Annotated in this window: 14 protein-coding genes and 1 pseudogene; 5 read left to right on the forward strand and 10 right to left on the reverse strand. The window is 34.3% G+C overall.

Features of this window, described 5'->3' with window-relative positions:
- Positions 1 to 9: 9 nt before the first annotated feature.
- Together ACNC7R_RS10120 and ACNC7R_RS10125 are read right to left on the reverse strand one after the other, a co-directional pair.
- Positions 10 to 735: a hypothetical protein gene (locus tag ACNC7R_RS10120; protein ID WP_417940974.1), complete on the reverse strand. Its 726-nt coding sequence runs from the start codon at positions 733 to 735 to the stop codon at positions 10 to 12.
- A 389-nt stretch (positions 736 to 1,124) separates the two neighbouring features.
- Positions 1,125 to 3,527: a TonB-dependent siderophore receptor gene (locus ACNC7R_RS10125; RefSeq protein WP_417940975.1), complete on the reverse strand. Its 2,403-nt coding sequence runs from the start codon at positions 3,525 to 3,527 to the stop codon at positions 1,125 to 1,127.
- Positions 3,528 to 4,073: 546 nt separating this feature from the next.
- On the opposite strand from ACNC7R_RS10125, the gene ACNC7R_RS10130 reads away from it, so the two are divergent.
- Positions 4,074 to 5,234, forward strand: a complete 1,161-nt coding sequence (locus tag ACNC7R_RS10130; protein ID WP_417940976.1) for an MFS transporter — start codon at positions 4,074 to 4,076, stop codon at positions 5,232 to 5,234.
- 313 nt (positions 5,235 to 5,547) lie between these two features.
- On the opposite strand, the gene ACNC7R_RS10135 is transcribed toward ACNC7R_RS10130, so the two are convergent.
- From ACNC7R_RS10135 to ACNC7R_RS10155, 5 genes are all read right to left on the reverse strand, one after another.
- On the reverse strand, positions 5,548 to 6,024 hold the full coding sequence (locus ACNC7R_RS10135) for a DUF6265 family protein (RefSeq protein WP_417940977.1): 477 nt from the start codon (positions 6,022 to 6,024) through the stop codon (positions 5,548 to 5,550).
- Positions 6,025 to 6,129: 105 nt separating this feature from the next.
- Positions 6,130 to 8,439 carry a DNA topoisomerase 3 gene (locus tag ACNC7R_RS10140; protein ID WP_417940978.1) on the reverse strand — a complete coding sequence of 770 codons (2,310 nt, stop codon included), beginning with the start codon at positions 8,437 to 8,439 and terminating at the stop codon, positions 6,130 to 6,132.
- A 104-nt stretch (positions 8,440 to 8,543) separates the two neighbouring features.
- Positions 8,544 to 8,972: a hypothetical protein gene (locus tag ACNC7R_RS10145; protein WP_417940979.1), complete on the reverse strand. Its 429-nt coding sequence runs from the start codon at positions 8,970 to 8,972 to the stop codon at positions 8,544 to 8,546.
- A gap of 414 nt (positions 8,973 to 9,386) precedes the next feature.
- Entirely contained in the window at positions 9,387 to 10,823 is a 1,437-nt protein-coding gene (locus tag ACNC7R_RS10150) for a hypothetical protein (RefSeq protein ID WP_417940980.1), read from the reverse strand.
- A gap of 748 nt (positions 10,824 to 11,571) precedes the next feature.
- Complete coding sequence (locus tag ACNC7R_RS10155; RefSeq protein ID WP_417940981.1) at positions 11,572 to 12,606, reverse strand: nucleoside hydrolase; 1,035 nt, start codon at positions 12,604 to 12,606, stop codon at positions 11,572 to 11,574.
- 318 nt (positions 12,607 to 12,924) lie between these two features.
- Between ACNC7R_RS10155 and ACNC7R_RS10160 the strand changes: the two are divergent.
- Positions 12,925 to 13,059: pseudogene (locus ACNC7R_RS10160) on the forward strand (group II intron maturase-specific domain-containing protein); the annotation flags it as partial.
- On the forward strand, positions 12,995 to 13,747 hold the full coding sequence (locus ACNC7R_RS10165; protein ID WP_417940982.1) for a reverse transcriptase domain-containing protein: 753 nt from the start codon (positions 12,995 to 12,997) through the stop codon (positions 13,745 to 13,747). The pseudogene ACNC7R_RS10160 and the gene ACNC7R_RS10165, both read left to right, overlap by 65 nt.
- A gap of 95 nt (positions 13,748 to 13,842) precedes the next feature.
- On the opposite strand, the gene ACNC7R_RS10170 is transcribed toward ACNC7R_RS10165, so the two are convergent.
- Positions 13,843 to 14,493, reverse strand: coding sequence for a hypothetical protein (locus tag ACNC7R_RS10170; protein WP_417940983.1), 651 nt, complete (start codon positions 14,491 to 14,493; stop codon positions 13,843 to 13,845).
- A 387-nt stretch (positions 14,494 to 14,880) separates the two neighbouring features.
- Here ACNC7R_RS10170 and ACNC7R_RS10175 point away from each other — a divergent pair, with 387 nt between their 5' ends.
- On the forward strand, positions 14,881 to 15,057 hold the full coding sequence (locus ACNC7R_RS10175) for a hypothetical protein (RefSeq protein WP_417940984.1): 177 nt from the start codon (positions 14,881 to 14,883) through the stop codon (positions 15,055 to 15,057).
- Positions 15,058 to 15,379: 322 nt separating this feature from the next.
- Here the strand turns inward: ACNC7R_RS10175 and ACNC7R_RS10180 are convergent, their stop codons facing one another.
- Positions 15,380 to 16,033, reverse strand: a complete 654-nt coding sequence (locus tag ACNC7R_RS10180) for a hypothetical protein (RefSeq protein WP_417940985.1) — start codon at positions 16,031 to 16,033, stop codon at positions 15,380 to 15,382.
- A 393-nt stretch (positions 16,034 to 16,426) separates the two neighbouring features.
- On the opposite strand from ACNC7R_RS10180, the gene prfA reads away from it, so the two are divergent.
- Positions 16,427 to 17,503 carry a peptide chain release factor 1 gene (gene prfA, locus ACNC7R_RS10185; RefSeq protein ID WP_417940986.1) on the forward strand — a complete coding sequence of 359 codons (1,077 nt, stop codon included), beginning with the start codon at positions 16,427 to 16,429 and terminating at the stop codon, positions 17,501 to 17,503.
- A gap of 391 nt (positions 17,504 to 17,894) precedes the next feature.
- Here prfA and ACNC7R_RS10190 read toward each other — a convergent pair whose 3' ends face one another.
- A complete protein-coding gene (locus ACNC7R_RS10190; protein ID WP_417940987.1) occupies positions 17,895 to 18,272 on the reverse strand; it encodes a hypothetical protein in 378 nt (125 codons plus the stop codon).
- Positions 18,273 to 18,304 lie beyond the last annotated feature (32 nt).

The following is an 18,304-nucleotide window of genomic DNA, read 5'->3' on the forward strand; positions in this document are numbered from 1 at the left end:
AGTTTAAATTTATTTTACGGCAATTAAATAAGTTGCCATTTTCCATATTTCATCATATTTTTTTCCATTGTGTTCACCTGTCGCTTTTTCAGTATATGCAAATTCTACCATATAGTTTCCAGACCAGATTGGCGTAAAAGAGATTTCTCCCTTATCATTTGTCCATAGTTCTTTTTCCCAGCCATTTGGGGCAATTACTTTTACTTTTTGTTCTTTGGCAGAAGCACCTTCGTACAAAGCAAACACGTTGATTTTACCTTTTTTCTTAGCTGTATCAGCATTTTCACTAAATAATCCAATTACATTATTATTTGCTGTAGCATAATTACCTGCAGTTTTATTGCCAACTACGACAGTAGCACTTGAGTTGTAATCTAAAACCATAGTTCCGTAAACATCTTTTACTTTATGATGCATTACAATGGTGTAAACTCCGTCTTCGTCAGGAGTGAAAAAAGCCTGGTATTTATTTTCTAATGCTTTAGAAGTTAATTTCGTTTCTTTTTTTGAAGGTGAAACCAATACCAATGTAAAGTCTTTCAAATCAGAAAACCATTTTTCTGCTTTTGTAATATCGTTCTCTGAGTATTCACCAAAATAAACTGATATTTCCTGAGCTTTTCCTTTTGTACCGGTAGCTTTAGTTTCAATCCATAAAGCGTGAGCAAATAAGGAAGGTGTTGCTATAAGCATCAGCAATAAGAGAGTTAATTTTTTAATTGAATTTGATTTCATAGTACAATCTGTTTATGTTGGAAAATTTATATTTCACAAACTTAATATTTATTTAGAATAATTAAAAACAATTATTTATGTTTTTAGTCATTTAACTTTTATAGAATCTTCTGAATAAATCAAAAATGTTTATCATGTTATGTGGTGAACATTCGGCAAATTCAAAAACATTATTTAGTTTGTTCGCTGTTATCGATGAATAACTGAAAAAAAAGCAATGAATTCATTGACATTTTGACTACTAGCAGAAGATGCAAATCCTTAAATCATGAAATAGATAAATTGTTTTTAGGAACTGTAGCAGAAAAAAAGTTTTCATCACTTTAGATTAAAAATTAAAGGGAGCTAATTTTAAAATCAGCTCCCTTTTGAATTAATCAGATATTTTTTTAGAGTTTATAGCTAAAACTAGCCACAATATTTCTTGGTTTTTGAGGATTTACAGTACCCCATCCGCCATTAAAATATTCTTTGTTGGCAATATTATTAATGTTTAAGGCTACTCTGAATTTGTTTGTTCCATAAAAAACAGATCCGTTTATGACAGTATAGGACGGGAGTACAAATTTACCGAGTATATCACTATTTACGATTGCATTTTCACTTGCATAATTTCCTCCAAAACCTAGACCAAAATCTTTAAGGAATCCAGAATTGAATTTGTAAGTTGCCCATAGGTTTACTAAGTTTGCTGGTCCTGAATAGGTTGGCCTTTTGCCTTCTTCCAGCCAGACATTATCGGTATCTCCTTTTGTTACTTTACTATCGTTATAACTATATCCTGCAATTACATTCAACCCTTTCGCTGGTGACGCATTCAAATCAAATTCAAATCCTCTGCTTCGCGCTTCTCCTCCCTGAACGCTATAATTGAAATTACGGGTTACTAAATTCGCAACATTTATATCATAATAACTTACAGTTGCATGCAATTTATCGGCTAAAAGATTTGCTTTTATGCCAAATTCTAATTGATTAGCGTACTCTGGTTCAAAAGTCTGAGGATCAGAAGGGTTGTTGTTTGGCGGAACATTTTTGAAACCATTCATGTAGTTAGCAAATAAGGCTAACTTGTCTTCAATAGGCTGATATACTAATCCAAATTTTGGAGATAATTCGGTTTGATCATAATCATCTTTGTCGTTAGTAATATCAGCTTCATTATCAAAATGATCTACACGCAAACTTGCCATTGCAATTAATTTAGAAGTTATATTAATTACATCAGAAGCATATATGCTATAGGTACTGTTTCTTAAATTATCATTACTGGTTCCGGTAGTTGACAGTAATTTGTCAACAGATGACTTAGTCAGATAATATGGATTGTTCTCATCATATTGTCTGATTTCTCCCTGAGGTGTAACCTTATACACACCATTCCATCCACTGCCTCCGTACATTAAATTTTTCTGAAAATAATCAAGACCTATTACAATTCTATTACGCATCTTTCCAATTTTGAAATCGCCTATAAAATTTTGCTGAATATCAGTTGTGGTGGTGAAAGAATTCTCTTTTGTAATGTAAATAGAAAAATCTCCTTGTCCATCTTCATTATCGGAAAGATAAGAGTAATATCCTTTAGATTTTGTTGAACCTCTCGATAATGCTGTTTGTGAAGTCCATTGATCTGATATTTTATAATTCATCTGAGCCTGCAAATTGTATTTTGGATTTTTTACTGATAAATCATTATTAGTAAAAGATAGCTTTGTGTTATAATTTAGTTCGTCAATGTTGGCAAATTGCAAGTATTCGCTTCTTCCTAAAAACAACATTGCAGGAGTTGTTTTTTCTTCCTGCATAAATTCGGTATTAATCAGAAAAGATAGTTTTTCGTTGACCTTGTAGGATAGGACAGGAGCTAAAAAATAAGAAGTACGAAAACCTGCATCCTGAAAACTGTTTTCTGTTTGATAGGCCGTATTAACTCTGATTAAAACATTATCAGATTCATCTACAGCAGTGTTGATATCGGCAGTAACCCTGTTAAGTCCAAAACTTCCGGACAGATAAGATACTTCTGCAGCAAAACCGGCAAAAGGTGTTTTTGTTACTGTATTGATAAGTCCGCCGTAGCTAATAAGACTGCTTCCGAACAAAGTTCCGGACGGTCCTTTTATCACTTCAATTCTTTCAATATTAGCAGGGTCTAAAGTACCATTTGTTAATCCAGGTAATCCATTTACAATATTTGCTTGTAGTTGAAACCCTCGCAATGAATAAAAAGATCCGCCATTTCCGGCACTACCTGTGGATTCCCACAGTTTTTGAATTCCGGGAACATTTTTCATTGCATCCTCGAAATTAGTTATGGCTTGTTCTTTTAGTAAATCAGCTGTAACTACATTATAAACTTGTGGATTTTCAATATTTTTAAGAGGCATCTTTGAGACATAATTACTTTGCTTTGGGAAAAGTTTTGCTCTGTTACTATATATGGTTACTTCTTTGAGTTCTTTATTCGAAACTTTCAATTGTAAATTAATAGTGGATGTGTTATTTTCTGAAATAGTTACTTCTTGTTCTAACGTTTCGTATCCAGTCAACGATATCTGTAAGGTATAGGTATTCGTCTTTAGTTTGTTGAATTCAAAAAAGCCATCATCATTGGTTAGGGTAGTATATTTTGTGTTTTTAAGAACGATGTTTATACCAGCTGCGGGTTCTCCGTCAGATGTAGTTACAGTTCCATTTAGTTTTCCATTGTTTTGGGAAAGAGAGTTGGTGGTTGAAATTAAGAATATGCAGATTATTAGATGCAGCATTCTTTGATTAAGATAGTTCATTTTTTTTTGGTATTATTAGGTAATTATTACAAATCTAAAAATTTAATAATACAAAAATGAATTATTGACTTATACCTCCGGCTATAGTTGTTCTTAGTTATGTTTTTATAAGAAAAAACTTCAGTATTGTAGTTTAAATTATACATGAGAGAGAAAATAAAAACCATAACCTTTTGGGTAAAAAAAACTATGCCTTTCAGGTTTGAATGCATAGTTGATAAAATTATTTTTTGTACTTTTTGTTCTTCCGTTCCCAACAGATTAATAAACCAGAGATGTGCAGACTTGCTGATATAAGACAAGGAATAAAGGCTACTATTTTCACGGGAAATCCTAAAATGCTGCCTACATGTTAATCATAATTGATGAATCGGAATTTTTCTCCATTGTTTTTATCTTCATAAGTTATGCTTTGATTATATAAACTCGTAAGGTTTTGAATTTAAGTATTTATCCTACTATGTGTACAATTCTTTTTTAAGACAAGGAGAAAAAGGAGCGATGTTGGTTTAAAATAACTAATTTTGCAGTCTGAAAAATGACTTCATGATTTTACCTTTCTTTAAAAACATTCAATATACTCCCCGTGGCTATCGCATAGCGAATACAGTCTTTTTTTTCCTTTCAGGTTTTGGATATTCTTCATGGGTATCCCGAATTCCGCATATTCAGGCGCAACTACATTTATCTGAAGCTCAGTTTGGAGCTGTTTTGTTTGCATTTCCGATTGGTTTAATGCTGACAATGCCTTTTACCGGAAAATTGTTAAACAAATACAGCAGTCGGTATATTATGCTTTTGGGGGCTATCATGTTTAATATTGTATTGTCTTTACCGGGCTTAGTGGCTTTTGTATGGCAATTGGTTATTGTACTTTTAATTTTCGGGGCTTCCCGGAATATTTTTAATTTATCGATTAACGCACAATCCCTTGAAGTGCAGAAATTATATCCAAAATCAATCATCACCCGTTTTCATGCGGTTTGGAGTATTGCCGTTTTTTCCGGAGCAGGCTTAGGGTATGTTATGGTTACACAACACATTGCGCCTTCACATCATTTATTAGGTGTGAGTGTTTTTATGCTGGCGCTTACGGCTTGTTTTTATCCGCTAAGTATTCATAATGAGCCGGTTCCTGTTAAGAAGAAGTTTTTTGCAATGCCGGAAAAAAACCTGATAAAATTTGCTGTAATTTGTTTCGTTTCAATGGCTTGCGAAAATACGATGTACGACTGGAGCGGTATTTATTTTGAAAATATATTGAAGACATCACCAAAATTAACCAGTGCCGCATTTGTATTTTTTGCAACGGCGGTGACTTTAGGACGTATCTTTGGAGATTATGGGGTAACGAAATTTGGTATTAAAAAAATTCTGCTTTATAGTGGTATATTAATTACGGCAGGTTTTGCCATTTGTTTTATACTTCCTTATCCTTATCCAACCATCTTTGGTTATGTTTTGATTGGTTTTGGGGTTTCCTGTGTAGTTCCGCTAGTATTTAGTATAGCAGGAAGATCATCAAAATTAAACAGTGGTACGGCCATAACTTCGATATCTACAATTGGTTATCTTGGCTTTTTACTGGTTCCGCCAATGGTAGGATTTATATCTGAATATTTAAGTATGAAATGGGCGTTTTTAATTATGGCGCTTTTGGGTATTTTGATGATTTTTATGGTGAACAAGATAGGGGAGAATGAGTGATTTTCTAAGTTTTTAAGTTCCTGAGATATTAAGCTTCTGAGTTTTTTTAAATAAAAAATTTAGAAGGTTTAAAAATTCCGTAGGAATGAAAACATATTGTAGCAACGGATTTTAATCCGTTGGGATTAAGATTGACAAGTTTAAAAAGTTCCGTAGGAATGAATTATATTAATTTCTTTTTCAGCGTTAATAATACTACAATAATATAATATTGCACTAATTATAAATATTATGATTGGTAATTCAATTATAATATTATTTCTAAATTTCTTTGCCATTAACTTTTGTCCCTTATTTTTTTAGAAAAAAAAAATTACTTCTTCATCATAATAAACCTTTCCGTTGTCTGCTTCCCATTTAATTTCCCTGAAATCTCAGCTGTCATGGTATTATTCGCACCTTTTGTATAAGTGATTTTTTGCGGATAATCGTGTTTCGGATTTTCGAAAACCATTTGTTTGTCTGTTTCTAAAGTAGAAGGGAATGAAACAGATTTACCATCATTTTGACCTTTTACAGTAGCAGTATAAGTTAATGCTTCGCCCTTTTGAGCCAAAACAATACTTTCAAAATGTATGGTATCTTTTGCTTTTATAAAATAAGATACAGCTGAAAAAGTACTATCGTTTACCTTTTCCCAGTTTTCGGTCAAAACCCCATCCGGAGATGTATTTTCCCAGTTTCCGATTAGCCAGTCTGCTTTTTTGATTTTGTCTTTTTCAACCGTTTCTTTTTTCTGGCAGGAAACGAAAGCTATTACAAGGACTGAAAGAGTAATTTTCTGGAACATATCTGGAAGTTTTTGATTTTGTATTACGTTACTAAAGTATGAAAAAAGAATTGTTTATTTGTGAAATTTGGAATGTATATCCTTTAACTTTTAACATTTAACTTCTCACGTTTCACAACAAAGAATTGAATACACCAATTCTTTTGTTGGTTTTTGATCTTTTAATTTGGCTCTGACTTCGTCAAAAGTCACTTTAAAGTCACAACCCGATTTATATTCTGCGCAGCCGTAAGCGGTTTTGCCTTTTAAAATTGTCCCTTTTTTACATTTTGGACAGGTTAAGGAATCCGGATTTTCTTTTGGTTTTGCTTTTTTATCTGTTTTCTTGGGTTCTAGCTTAAGGTTGTAATTTTCTTCAAAACGAATTAAGCCTTCAACTGTTTCGGATTCTAATTTAAAGCCTTTTATGTTGACAGTTGAACCTTTTTCAATCAATCGTATATATTGACTTTCTGTAATTTTTTTTTCATGAAAAACAAAAGGCAGTACAAAATTACAGCCCGATTTGTATTCACTGCATCCAAAAGCTGTCTTTCCTTTTAAAATAGTTCCCTTTTGGCACTTCGGGCAAGTTTCTGCTGTAATACCGTAAGCTTTCTTTTTTTCTTTTTCGGCTTTAACAACAGGTAACTGAATTGTTGCCGCATGCGAAATATTAGCATGTCTGGTTTCGCTTCTGACTTCATTTACCAAAGCTTCTACCATGCGTTTCATGTTCTTAATAAAAGCTCCTGCTGTAAAAGTTCCCCTTTCAATGTCTTTAAGCTGCTTTTCCCAGGAACCAGTAAGTTCAGCCGATTTGATTAGTTCATTCTGAATCGTTTCAATCAACTGGATTCCGGTTGGTGTTGGTAATACCTGTTTTTTGTTTCGAACGATATATTGACGTTTAAAAAGCGTTTCGATAATATTCGCACGCGTTGATGGACGACCGATTCCGTTTTCTTTCATTAGTTCACGTAAATCTTCGTCATCGATCTGTTTTCCGGCCGTTTCCATGGCACGTAATAAAGTTGCTTCTGTAAACTGATTAGGCGGTTTGGTTTCTTTTTGCAAAAACGAGGGTTCGTGCGACCCTTTTTCTCCCACTAGAAAATTCGGCAGTAAATCTGGTTCTTTTTCTTTAGCATTCGGATCTTCAAAAACCACCCGAAAACCTTTTTTCAGAATCTGTTTTCCTGTTGCCTTAAAAGTTACGTCCGCTGCTTTTCCGATAACGGTTGTATTAGCTACCAGACAATCATCATAAAAAACAGCAATAAAACGTTTTGTAATAATATCATAAACCTGCTGCTGGTTATAGGGCAGATTGATCTCGATTCCGGTTGGGATAATCGCATGGTGATCTGTTACTTTTTTATCGTTGAAAACTTTTGGCGATTTCTTTATTTTCTTTTCTAAAATTGGCTGAGTCAATTCGGCATAACGGGTTAATTTCTTTAGAATTCCAGGAACTTTTGGATAAATATCACCGGGTAAGAAAGTGGTGTCAACTCTAGGATACGTGATTACTTTTTGCTCATATAATGTTTGCGCGATTTTAAGTGTTTCTTCTGCCGAAAACCCAAACTTTTGGTTGCAATACACCTGTAAACCTGTAAGATCAAAGAGTTTCGGAGCATATTCATTTCCGTTCTTTTTATCAACAGAAACAATTTCAAATTCGCTTTCTTTGACTTTATCGGCTAAAATTTCTCCATCTTCTTTTTTCAGGAATCGACCGTCTTCATAACTAAAAAGTGTTTCACGGTATAAAGTCTGTAACTCCCAATAGGGTTGAGGTCTGAAGTTTTCGATTTCCTTAAACCGGTCAACCACCATTGCTAAAGTTGGCGTCTGCACACGTCCAATTGATAAAACTTGTTTGTAACCTCCATGTTTTACGGTGTACAAACGTGTGGCATTCATACCTAATAACCAGTCACCAATCGCTCTTGAAAATCCGGCGTAGAATAAATTATCGTAATTAGCTGAAGGTTTTAGGTTTTCAAAACCTTCTTTTATGGCTTCGGTAGTTAGGGATGATATCCATAAACGCTGTACCTCACCTTTGTAATGTGCTTCGTTCATTACCCATCGCTGAATGAGTTCTCCTTCCTGTCCGGCATCCCCGCAGTTGATGACCACTTCAGCTTTGTCGAATAAACTTTTTATGATTTTGAATTGTTTTTCGATTCCCGAATTCTGAACCACTTTTGTTTCGAATTTTTCAGGAAGCATGGGCAGGTTATTCAGATCCCAGCTTTTCCAGTGAGGCTTGTAATCGTTGGGTTCTTTTAAGGTGCATAAATGCCCGAAAGTGTAGGTTACAGCGTAACCGTTACCTTCGTAATAGCCATCGTGTTTGTTATTGGCTCCCAGAACGGCGGCAATTTCTCTTGCTACACTAGGTTTTTCGGCAATACAGACCTTCATTTTCTCTTGTTGTTTGAAAGCGAAATTAAGGATTTTTTACAAAAAAGCGGCTAAGGTTTTAAGATACTATCTGCATGACCTCCGGTAAAAATCGGCAAGTGTAATTATATTTTAAAAAGATCAATTCTTTGCACCCATGAAATTCCAGATTCTAAAAACTGAAGTTTAGTTTTAACCACTTTATCGCTTTTATCTCTTGGATTTTTAGTTATAAATCGTGCTGTTGAATTATTAAAATCCAAAGTATATTTAGCATCGAAATCTTCTGTTTTATTTGTTAAAAAAGAAATAAGATTATCTTTTACGCTCCATTTTCCTTTACCGTATTTGCTGACTTCTGGTGGTATTCCACTTTGCATTTTTGAATAGGAATGAAATACAAATGTTCCATCCTGATTTAAAGTGAGTTCATATTCAATTAAATGTTTTCCTTCTTCGCTAAGTGAACGCGAATAATTACCAGCGAATTGATTTGACTGCCCAAATAAAGTAATATTACAAAGCAGAAATAAAGTAGCAATTAAGAGTTTCATAGGTTCTTTTTATTGTTTAAAACACTCGAGTTAACTTTTTAAAAAACATTACGTATTAACATCTTATTATATAGGTTGAATATATTTTATATTATAATAATTTCTGCAATGTAGGAATTTTTTCACTACGATTATAAAATAAATTTTTTTCTTAAAGCACCCCGGTCTATTTCACGAGAGTACATAGTTTTTATGAGTTGCTTTTATAATCATTTTATATAAAACTGGTTTGTTTTCTGAGCATTGGTTTCAAGTTTATTTGCCTATTTTAAAGGAGATGTTTAAAAAAAAAAATCTTAAAATTGTTGAAGAAAAAAAACTGAGTATGGCGCTATAAAGCAGGCATATTTTATCTTACAAAATAAAACCACAGACAAAAATCTGTGGTTTTACATTTCATAAAATAAGGTTGAGTTATTTAGTTTTTAATTTTAAACGCAAATTAAACTCCCTTACAATTTCCTTAACATGTTCCTGTTTGATTTGCTTTCTGTTTAAACCCTGTAGATTTTGTACATATCCTGTAAAAACATGACTAAAATAAAGTGGCGAAAGATTGTTAGTATTATAATAGGTATTATGGCATGAGAAACAGTTAACAAGGTCGTCTACTGAAGTCTGATGTATGGATGTTGGAGAAAACCCTGCCTGAACATAAGTTTCCATAGTAATATTATAAGCAGCAACTGAGCCCCTTGTCAATTTTCCTGGTTCTGAATTTGAAAGATTATAGCTTAACGAATTTAATAATGCCGCTTGTTGTTGTGTGGTATTATAACCTGCCGTATTAATCCAGATGGAACCATTATAAAAGTAATTATTCCAAATGCCTTGTAGCTGTGACTTAACGCTTTGATTAATAGTGCGAATATTATTTAAATTCTCTGAACCATTTTGACTTGTTTTCATGAAAAGCTGGACATTAGAAGAACCTTTCATTGCTTTTTCAACGGGTACACCATATTTGTAAAGTGAAAAAACGTCAGTATAAATTCCATTTCCTGAAGTTATGTTCTTTACTGTTGCCGTGCTGTTTTTATTAAAAAATGGATAGTCAACTGTACTTGTAACTGGCGCATCGGTTGTTGGTGTAGCTTTTGACCAGTCGTAAGCTGGAGCAAGATTTTCATGTTCGAATGTAGCCCATACAAATTCTGGATGGTTTTCTACCACTCCAACTACATGCATCCCTAAAAGGGCTACTTTTGTTTTTACGCCATTAATTACTCCCTGAGTAACAAAATAAGAAGAAGGATCTTTGAGAATACTGGCATCAATCCAGGAGGTCTTAAGTTCTAACGAACCTACAGGAAACGTCATTTCTTTTATTTTTGAAGGATCGTTTTTTGCTATAGGACCATATTTCAGCATGGTTGAGTAAAGAAGATCATCCATAAAGATAGAATAATAAACCGTAGCTGATCTTGGAACAGCAGGAGTTTTTAAAATATCAGTCGTTGCACTTGCCTGGGCAGTATCTGTTAAAACGATTCCATTACTTGGATCTAATTTCTGACCAGCCGGATTAACCTGAATCATATTAGTCATAAAGAATGGAACCCCATTTACCTCATTAGTAAGCCAAAGAAATTTTTGCCAGGACCACTGATGAAAGTCACAGTTAGTCACTGTTGCATTGTTGGCAAATACGCTTGTTGGTCCTTCATTTGGCGGAGGAGTCTGGCGGGTGTTGTTAACGATTGTAAACCAGTTAGCAGGAGCTAAACACTCTGAAGTATTGATACTATTTTTTACAGTTGTGTAAGCAGCTTTTTCTTCTTTTGCATCCTTTTTACAGGCACACCATAAAATTAGTGTAATTAAAAGTAATAGTTTTCCGGTAGTTTTCATAAGTGGCTTTCTTTAGTTAATTTTTATGATAATCTCTTTCAAGAGATGAAACTAAGTAATTATGAAACTCAACTTTGAAAAAATGTCTTGAAACATCTGTATTTAGGTACAAAACAGTAGAAATGCATTAGAAAATCTATCGTCTTTATTTCAGGAGGATTTTTTAGTAAGCTTATTTTTCTAGCATTAGATTTAGTGCCTGAATTTTCATGTAGTATTAGCTACAGCTATCGTCTGGTAATGAGAGACGACTTTACTATTTTTTATTTCCATTTTATCAATAACTTTATAAAGCTTATAAATCAAAGAAATCCAACTTAAATGGATATAAAACATCAGAACAAGTAGCAGAATTTCTTCAATCAATGTACGCTGCAAAAAAGTTTAAAAAGCTAAAACTCCAGAATGATAGCAATAATTTGTTTGACGTGACACTAAAAGTATCCGGTTACAACCATATAAACTTAGCAGATCTTAGGGGAATGCTCAGAGTTTAAGTACGACAATTACCTTGAAACGATTAAAACAGCGAGGCTATCAATCCTTAACAGATGTTTACATCGAATTAAACCCATCATTTTGCGAACCGCCATATACAGCTTGTTCCGATTTTTATCGGGATGACGCTCGGTGGTGTACTCAATGTACTATTGTTTTTTTGTTTTCGTGATACCGCTTCGCTAAATTGAGAGGCGCACTCCGTTCCGTTTGGGGCGGATCCGTGTACTCGATTAGGTGGCTTTTTTTATTATTTCATTTTCGGCAATGCCAATTTTGCGACCAAATCATCTAACATTAAACGAGTATCTAAATTGGTATAAACTCTTATTTTACGACCTTCTGGTGCTTCTTCATATAATCCTGATTCGTTGATATATGGAGACTGTTTTATCACGTATCTAGATGATGATGAGTCAACTTCCCATGAAGATTGCAATGCCGTCAATAAAACCAACGGATTATCACCTAAAACATATGCTTCTCCTAGAGATCGTTTTGCCCTTTTCATTAAATCCTCAAGTTTATCTATTAGATACTTACCGATGATGCCATTTGATTTAATTCTATATACCAACTCAGCATAAGAATACAATGCTTGTCGATATGTATCTCTTGGAACTTGCCAAATGTAAATATCAGAAAGATTAAAAATTACCTGACATGCCTTTATATCAATACCTAAATTATACTCAAGTTTCTTTCCAGTTGGCGGCGGAATGCCCAAGCCTTGGTATTCTGGGCCTCCAATCCAAATTAAAATAATTCGTTTAGCTATTTTGGGTTCCATCAAATAAGCACTTGCAATATTCGTTAAACCAGCACCACAGACAACGTACAATGGCAGTTTTGTATCCTCACGCATTGCTTCTTTGACGATAGCGTTAGCGCCTTGGGATACAATTGGTGTTTCAATATCTGTTAATCCCGATTCACCGCCCTCATAGATAGGTATTTTTCCTGATAATTGCATTGTGTTTAATAGTTCATCAACTTGAGTACATGCAAAAGCTGCTGAACCAGGTGAACCATAAAATCCACTACTATAATGCTGAGATCCAATTATTCCTTTAATTTCAACTGAAGGTGATAGTATATGATGAACCAATTGAAATAATCCATCTGGGTCTCCTCCAAAATCATTGTCAATAATTACGCGAATTCTCGGTTTTACGGTTTCATAATGATAAAGAGAATAATTTTGAGCATGTACAGAAAAACCTTGTAGAGCAATTATTCCTATTGTAAATAGTTGAATCGTACGCATCATTATTATCTTAAACATAAGTGGTAAAGTAATTCAAAAAATAATGTCAATAAATCATTTTACGATATTTTTGTTCGCTTCTTTAAACGGTACACAACGTCAGACTGTGAAAAAAACTCTTCAAATTTAGAGAGTATCCGGAGAACTACCGGAGAAAAATTTCAAATATGAGATTCTCAAGACGTTGATTTTAATTTTTTCACAGCCGGACGTTTCGCTGTTAACCGACTGTTGCAAAGCCAGCGAATAGCTTACTGTCTGCTAAGATAATAGTTTTACGTAAAAAACAGACGTCAAACCACGAAAATCCAGGAATAGCGGTTAACGGCTGTGTGAAAAGAAGTCCAGCGAGGATGGTTATACTATTTTCGTGGAACGAATATCATGGGCAAACTACGTGATTTAGATGGCTGGCTTAGAAACCGACTACGTTACTGCATTTGGCACGACTGGAAGAACTCCTCAAGGAGGTGTAATCAGCCCGCTTCTAGCCAATCTCTATCTGCATTACTGTGTTGATAAGTGGCTGGAGAAATCTCATCCATCAGTGATCATGGTTCGGTATGCTGATGACCTTATCCTCCATTGTAGTAGCTATCAGGAAGCATTTAAAACACTTGCAGACCTGAAAGACCGTCTTGAAAGCTGTGGTTTAAAAGCGCATCCTGAAAAGACCAAAATCGTGTATTGTAAGAAAGATGGTAGAAATCTCGAAGGCTATCCTGTACAGTTTGATTTCTTGGGCTTTAGTTTTCAACCCATAATGAAAAAGTTAAGAGCTGGGGGGAATTTTCTACAGTTTGATTGCAAAATGAGTCGAAAGTCTAAAGTGCGCATAACAGGAGAACTCCGAAAATTAAATTTTCATAATAAAACCCAACGAACAATACAGGATTTAGCTAAATTATTGAATACCAAGTTACGAAGATGGATAAATTATTATGCAAAAATAAGTAAGAGGAGTTTATATCCTGTATTTTATTATCTACATCAAAGAATGATAAAATGGATAACCAATAAATACAAAAGGTTTAAAGGGACCAAAATCAAAGCAGTAAAATGGCTTAAAGAAATTGTAAAATCCTATCCAAACTTATATTTACCATTGGGAACTAGGCTACAAATTAGTCTAATAAAGAAGGGTAAATCGACTGCATAATAAGAGCCGTATGAATCGAGAGGTTCACGTACGGTTCTGTGAGAGGTTTAGGGGTGAGATTCCCCTTTACCTACTCGACTAGCCACAGCTCTTTCTTATTCTTTTTCTTTCATCATTTTGTCATATTCTTCAACCGTATAAAAGTATTTGAATCCATCTAATGAATTGATTTTCCATTTTCCATCTTCTTTTTTCGCCGTTACTTTATAACTGTGAGGAAAATCCTTGTCCCAAGTCCAAATAAAGTTTGCGTAACCTTGATTTAGGGTTAAGCTGTCGATAGTTAGTCTTTTCCAATATTCTTCGGGGTAATCCTGACAACCGCACCAATTGTCTGCATTTGTTTCCCAAAGAGGTATTCCATCATTGATATTTCTCCACGTTATGTCCGCTTTTCTGATAGAAGAGTCTAATGTCTGTGCTATGCTTTTATGGTTTTTTATAAAATCGGTACTAAAGAAATTAGTTTGTTTGAAAAGTTGAATATTGTTTTTGTATTTATCCCAATCAATTCCAATAAAAATACTGTCTTTTTTTTCGTCATACTTGTATGGAAAGTCGTCTAATCTTTTTGAATTGTGCCATTCATAAACCTCTTTTACAAGTTCAGTTAATTCAATACTGTCAATGTTTTTATGATCAACAGTTATTCTTTCTTTAACAAGTGCTGTTTTTTCGTTCTTTTCGGCACAGCTAATAAGTAAGTTAATTGCTAAATAAAAAAAGGACAAGTTTAATATTTTCATCTGTAATCTGTTTTTTTCTGTCTGTTAAGTAGAGTTGTGGCTAATCGAGTCACGCAATGGAATTTCACCATTACGTTCTCACGGAACCGTGCTTGAAAGTCTCCCTTCACACGGCTCTTATCGTATTAAATCACACAAATGTACTTACATTTATGGATGTACCAATAACCAATGTACGAATAAATCGGGTTTTTCTTTGTACTTTGTTTTGAGGTATCTAACCGCTGCCTTTTTGTACAATCCTTTTTCCCATTTCACCCATTTTAGTAGTCGCTCATTGAGTTGTCTCAATCTGGTGCTCGTTTGCAACGAGTATCTGTTTACTTATAGAAACTAAATAAAGCGTATGTAACGAGGCTGTTTACATGAATTCCCTACAAATTTATAATGAACTTTTGTTTTAATAACCGCATTACAAATGCTACAACTTATCTTTTAATTTATGTAGGAGCTTTTGCAAGCAAAACTCCAAGTAAAGGTCTTGGAAAAAGCAGAAAAGAAGCCTTTTTTGCCCAAATGTCCCTGCTGCAAAACGGGCAATTTACACCCAATAGCAGTTTTTGACCAGCGTGGTCCACCTGCTTGGTATCTTGGCGGTAGCCAAAACCTAATTCCCCGTGAAAGTTAATTTTACGGGTAAGGGATTTTATGCCCTAAGGTGAAGGAAAACACGACAAAAGCATCTTTGAAACCACTTCAAAAAAAAAGAGGACACTAAATCCTCTTGAAATTCTTCTGACTCCTTTATCGAAAAACCCATAGTAGCGGAATCTCAGCGGTTTCGTTCAACACGGGCTTCATTACTTCGTCCGTTCGCCAAGGCTCTGGTGTTCGTGCTTCGCACGCAACGAATCCCTTGCTGTTAGAGGTTCGTGATTTTTGTTGTTTATGGATATTCAAAACCAAATTCAATATTTTCAAGTTTGTCATTTGTCAGTTTATATGACGCATAATAAATTGGCATATTGTTGGTTTTTAAAATTTTTGTCTTACTGTCATTAGGAAGTTCAAGCCTGTAGTTTAATTCGATGCTATTTTTTGAAATATCTTTTACTACATAACAAGTACCAAGTTTTTCAATGATTTGTCTTTTGCTTATTCCGAGTTTAATTCCTTTCTCAGTTTTAAATTCTTCTGAATTTATTTGTCTCAAGTTTAGTTTCGATTTGTCCGCATAAGAAATATTGAAAATACTCACTTCACTATAAGAATCTCCAGGATGCACTGTTAGTCCAAGTTTTTGTTTTTTATCATTCGAATAGAAAACGTGTGTTGAATCACCCTCCAATTTTGTTTTTTTTCCTAAAATATTTAATGTGCTTTCGGCATTTCTGATTTTAATTCCAACAACAGAAGTATCTGGCTCAGAAAAAACGCAAGACAATTGTTTTCCCTTCTGTTTTTCGTATTCTTCTCTTATTTCTTTGTCGGCTTCTGGAACTAATTCTATTCGATCAGATTTTTCAACAGTTTTGTTTTTAGAATTATTGCAGTTCGTCAAGAGTATAATTGTCAAAATCGCTATAAATATTCTTTTCATTTTTCAGTTGATTCGTGTCGTTTTTTCAGCCTGACCGCTAACTTACTTATATCAGCTATAAAATGGCTTCAATATGCTCTTTTTTTGTTCGCTTTATGCCATAACTGGTTAATAATTAATTTTGCTAATATAGGAAAAACTTTTATAAATTATCATTACCTCTTACTGGAGGATATTCCGAATCAGGGGCCATTTGTTAAATTACAAAAGCCTAGCCCTGATAGCAGCGGCATCCTTTTTAGGCAAACGAAAATAGCTAAGTAAACCGTAAATATTCTGCCTAAAAAGATATAGCGTATAGCAGGAAATAGCTCCTAAAAAAACCATTAACGAACAACTTTTAACTATCAACTATTTTTCGTAATTTTGCAGTCCAATAAAAGGAACTAGAAAATGTTAGACAGACTTCAATATGTAAAGCAGCGTTTTGATGAGATTTCGGATTTGATTATTCAGCCGGATGTTATTGCGGATCAAAAACGTTATGTACAGCTTAATCAGGAATATAAAAGTATCAAAGCTTTGGTTGAAAAGAGAGAAGAATATATTCTTGTTTTGGCCAATATTGACGAAGCCAACGAAATTATTGCTGACGGAAGCGATGCGGATATGGTTGAAATGGCCAAAATGCAATTGGATGAAGCAAAAGAGCGTTTGCCGCAACTGGAGGAGGAAATCAAGTTTATGCTGATTCCGAAGGATCCTGAAGATGCGAAAAACGTTATGGTGGAGATTCGTGCCGGAACGGGTGGGGACGAAGCGAGTATTTTTGCAGGAGATTTGTTCAGAATGTACACTAAATATTGCGAAAGCATGGGGTGGAGAAGTTCTGTGGTTGATATGAACGAAGGAACTTCGGGTGGTTTTAAAGAGATTATTTTTGAAGTTACCGGAGAGGATGTTTACGGAACTTTGAAGTTTGAAGCGGGTGTTCACCGTGTACAGCGTGTTCCGCAGACTGAAACGCAGGGGCGTGTACATACATCAGCGGCAACAGTTATGGTATTGCCGGAGGCAGAGGAATTTGATGTTCAGGTGGATATGAATGATGTTCGTGTTGATTTCTTTTGTTCATCAGGACCTGGAGGACAATCTGTAAATACTACGAAATCTGCTGTACGTTTAACGCATATTCCAACCGGATTAGTAGCTCAATGTCAGGACGAGAAATCACAGCACAAGAATAAAGATAAAGCCTTGATGGTATTGCGTTCGCGTTTATACGAAATGGAACTGGCCAAAAAGCAGGAGGAAGATGCTAAAAAGCGTAGTTCTCAGGTGAGTTCAGGAGACCGTTCGGCTAAAATCAGAACTTACAATTATGCACAGGGACGTGTAACGGATCATCGTATTGGTTTGACCTTGTATGATTTAGGTAATATTATGAATGGTGATATTCAGAAAATCGTTTCTGAGCTTCAGTTGGTAAATAATATGGAGAAACTAAAAGAAGCTTCTGAAGTTTTTTAAAATTTTAACTTCTCGAGACTTTTGATTAGAATATAGAGTTAAGAATGAAGGACAAATAGACAGAGCCGGACTTAAATAGTTAAGTTCGGCTTTTTGCTGTATAAAAGAAATGTAGAAACTTAACTGCTTAGTTACCTGAAATCAAAAAAGCAAAGTTCACTAGTGCAAACTTTGCTTTTTCTTGTAAGGCTCTGTTTAAGAAAACAGATATTTATAGTGAAGTATTAACTGTTTAACCGTTTGTTATAGCTAGAAACGTATAAACCAGTTAGATACCTAGAAATACTCTGGTGTATTCAAAACACTTATAGAAGTTAGAGTAAATGTAAACACCATTTTTGATTATTATTTCGTTTATCTTTTCCATAATAGTTGTATTTAAGTTATACAATTACCCTTCAAATGATTCTTCCTTGTATAAGTCCTTTTCAGAAGGATGATGATGGTCTGCAGGCTTGGTGACCAAAGTGGTTATGGCAAGCTGTAAAATTGACCCAAGGATGTTTTTAAACGTAGAATCGGTTTTTCCTACTACCAGTTTTTTAGCCAGGTAACCTATTCCAATGCTTATTGCCGATTGGGCAAGATCACTCTTGAAGCCCACGGCTTCATTGACTTCCTGGATTGTGTTCCGAATCAGATTAAGAGGTTTTAAATTTTCCTTAATTTCATCGATTTCATCTTTGATATCACACCATTCCCTGTCTTGCTGTTCTTCTAAAAGTTTAATTTTTTGATTTAATGAATCAATAGTGTAAATAGTTTCCATAAATAGTCTTTTTTATAGTATTAATTATTAAA

The sequence above is a fragment of the Flavobacterium adiutor genome (genome assembly GCF_048282555.1).
In the GTDB taxonomy this organism is placed as follows: Bacteria; Bacteroidota; Bacteroidia; order Flavobacteriales; family Flavobacteriaceae; genus Flavobacterium.

What these genes read in the sequence shown, in the direction of transcription:
- ACNC7R_RS10120 (WP_417940974.1), bottom strand. Translation starts at nt 735, where the DNA reads ATGAAATCAAATTCAATTAAAAAATTAACTCTCTTATTGCTGATGCTT.
- ACNC7R_RS10125 (WP_417940975.1), bottom strand. Translation starts at nt 3,527, where the DNA reads ATGAACTATCTTAATCAAAGAATGCTGCATCTAATAATCTGCATATTC.
- ACNC7R_RS10130 (WP_417940976.1), top strand. Translation starts at nt 4,074, where the DNA reads ATGATTTTACCTTTCTTTAAAAACATTCAATATACTCCCCGTGGCTAT.
- ACNC7R_RS10135 (WP_417940977.1), bottom strand. Translation starts at nt 6,024, where the DNA reads ATGTTCCAGAAAATTACTCTTTCAGTCCTTGTAATAGCTTTCGTTTCC.
- ACNC7R_RS10140 (WP_417940978.1), bottom strand. Translation starts at nt 8,439, where the DNA reads ATGAAGGTCTGTATTGCCGAAAAACCTAGTGTAGCAAGAGAAATTGCC.
- ACNC7R_RS10145 (WP_417940979.1), bottom strand. Translation starts at nt 8,972, where the DNA reads ATGAAACTCTTAATTGCTACTTTATTTCTGCTTTGTAATATTACTTTA.
- ACNC7R_RS10150 (WP_417940980.1), bottom strand. Translation starts at nt 10,823, where the DNA reads ATGAAAACTACCGGAAAACTATTACTTTTAATTACACTAATTTTATGG.
- ACNC7R_RS10155 (WP_417940981.1), bottom strand. Translation starts at nt 12,606, where the DNA reads ATGTTTAAGATAATAATGATGCGTACGATTCAACTATTTACAATAGGA.
- ACNC7R_RS10165 (WP_417940982.1), top strand. Translation starts at nt 12,995, where the DNA reads ATGGCTGGCTTAGAAACCGACTACGTTACTGCATTTGGCACGACTGGA.
- ACNC7R_RS10170 (WP_417940983.1), bottom strand. Translation starts at nt 14,493, where the DNA reads ATGAAAATATTAAACTTGTCCTTTTTTTATTTAGCAATTAACTTACTT.
- ACNC7R_RS10175 (WP_417940984.1), top strand. Translation starts at nt 14,881, where the DNA reads ATGAACTTTTGTTTTAATAACCGCATTACAAATGCTACAACTTATCTT.
- ACNC7R_RS10180 (WP_417940985.1), bottom strand. Translation starts at nt 16,033, where the DNA reads ATGAAAAGAATATTTATAGCGATTTTGACAATTATACTCTTGACGAAC.
- prfA (WP_417940986.1), top strand. Translation starts at nt 16,427, where the DNA reads ATGTTAGACAGACTTCAATATGTAAAGCAGCGTTTTGATGAGATTTCG.
- ACNC7R_RS10190 (WP_417940987.1), bottom strand. Translation starts at nt 18,272, where the DNA reads ATGGAAACTATTTACACTATTGATTCATTAAATCAAAAAATTAAACTT.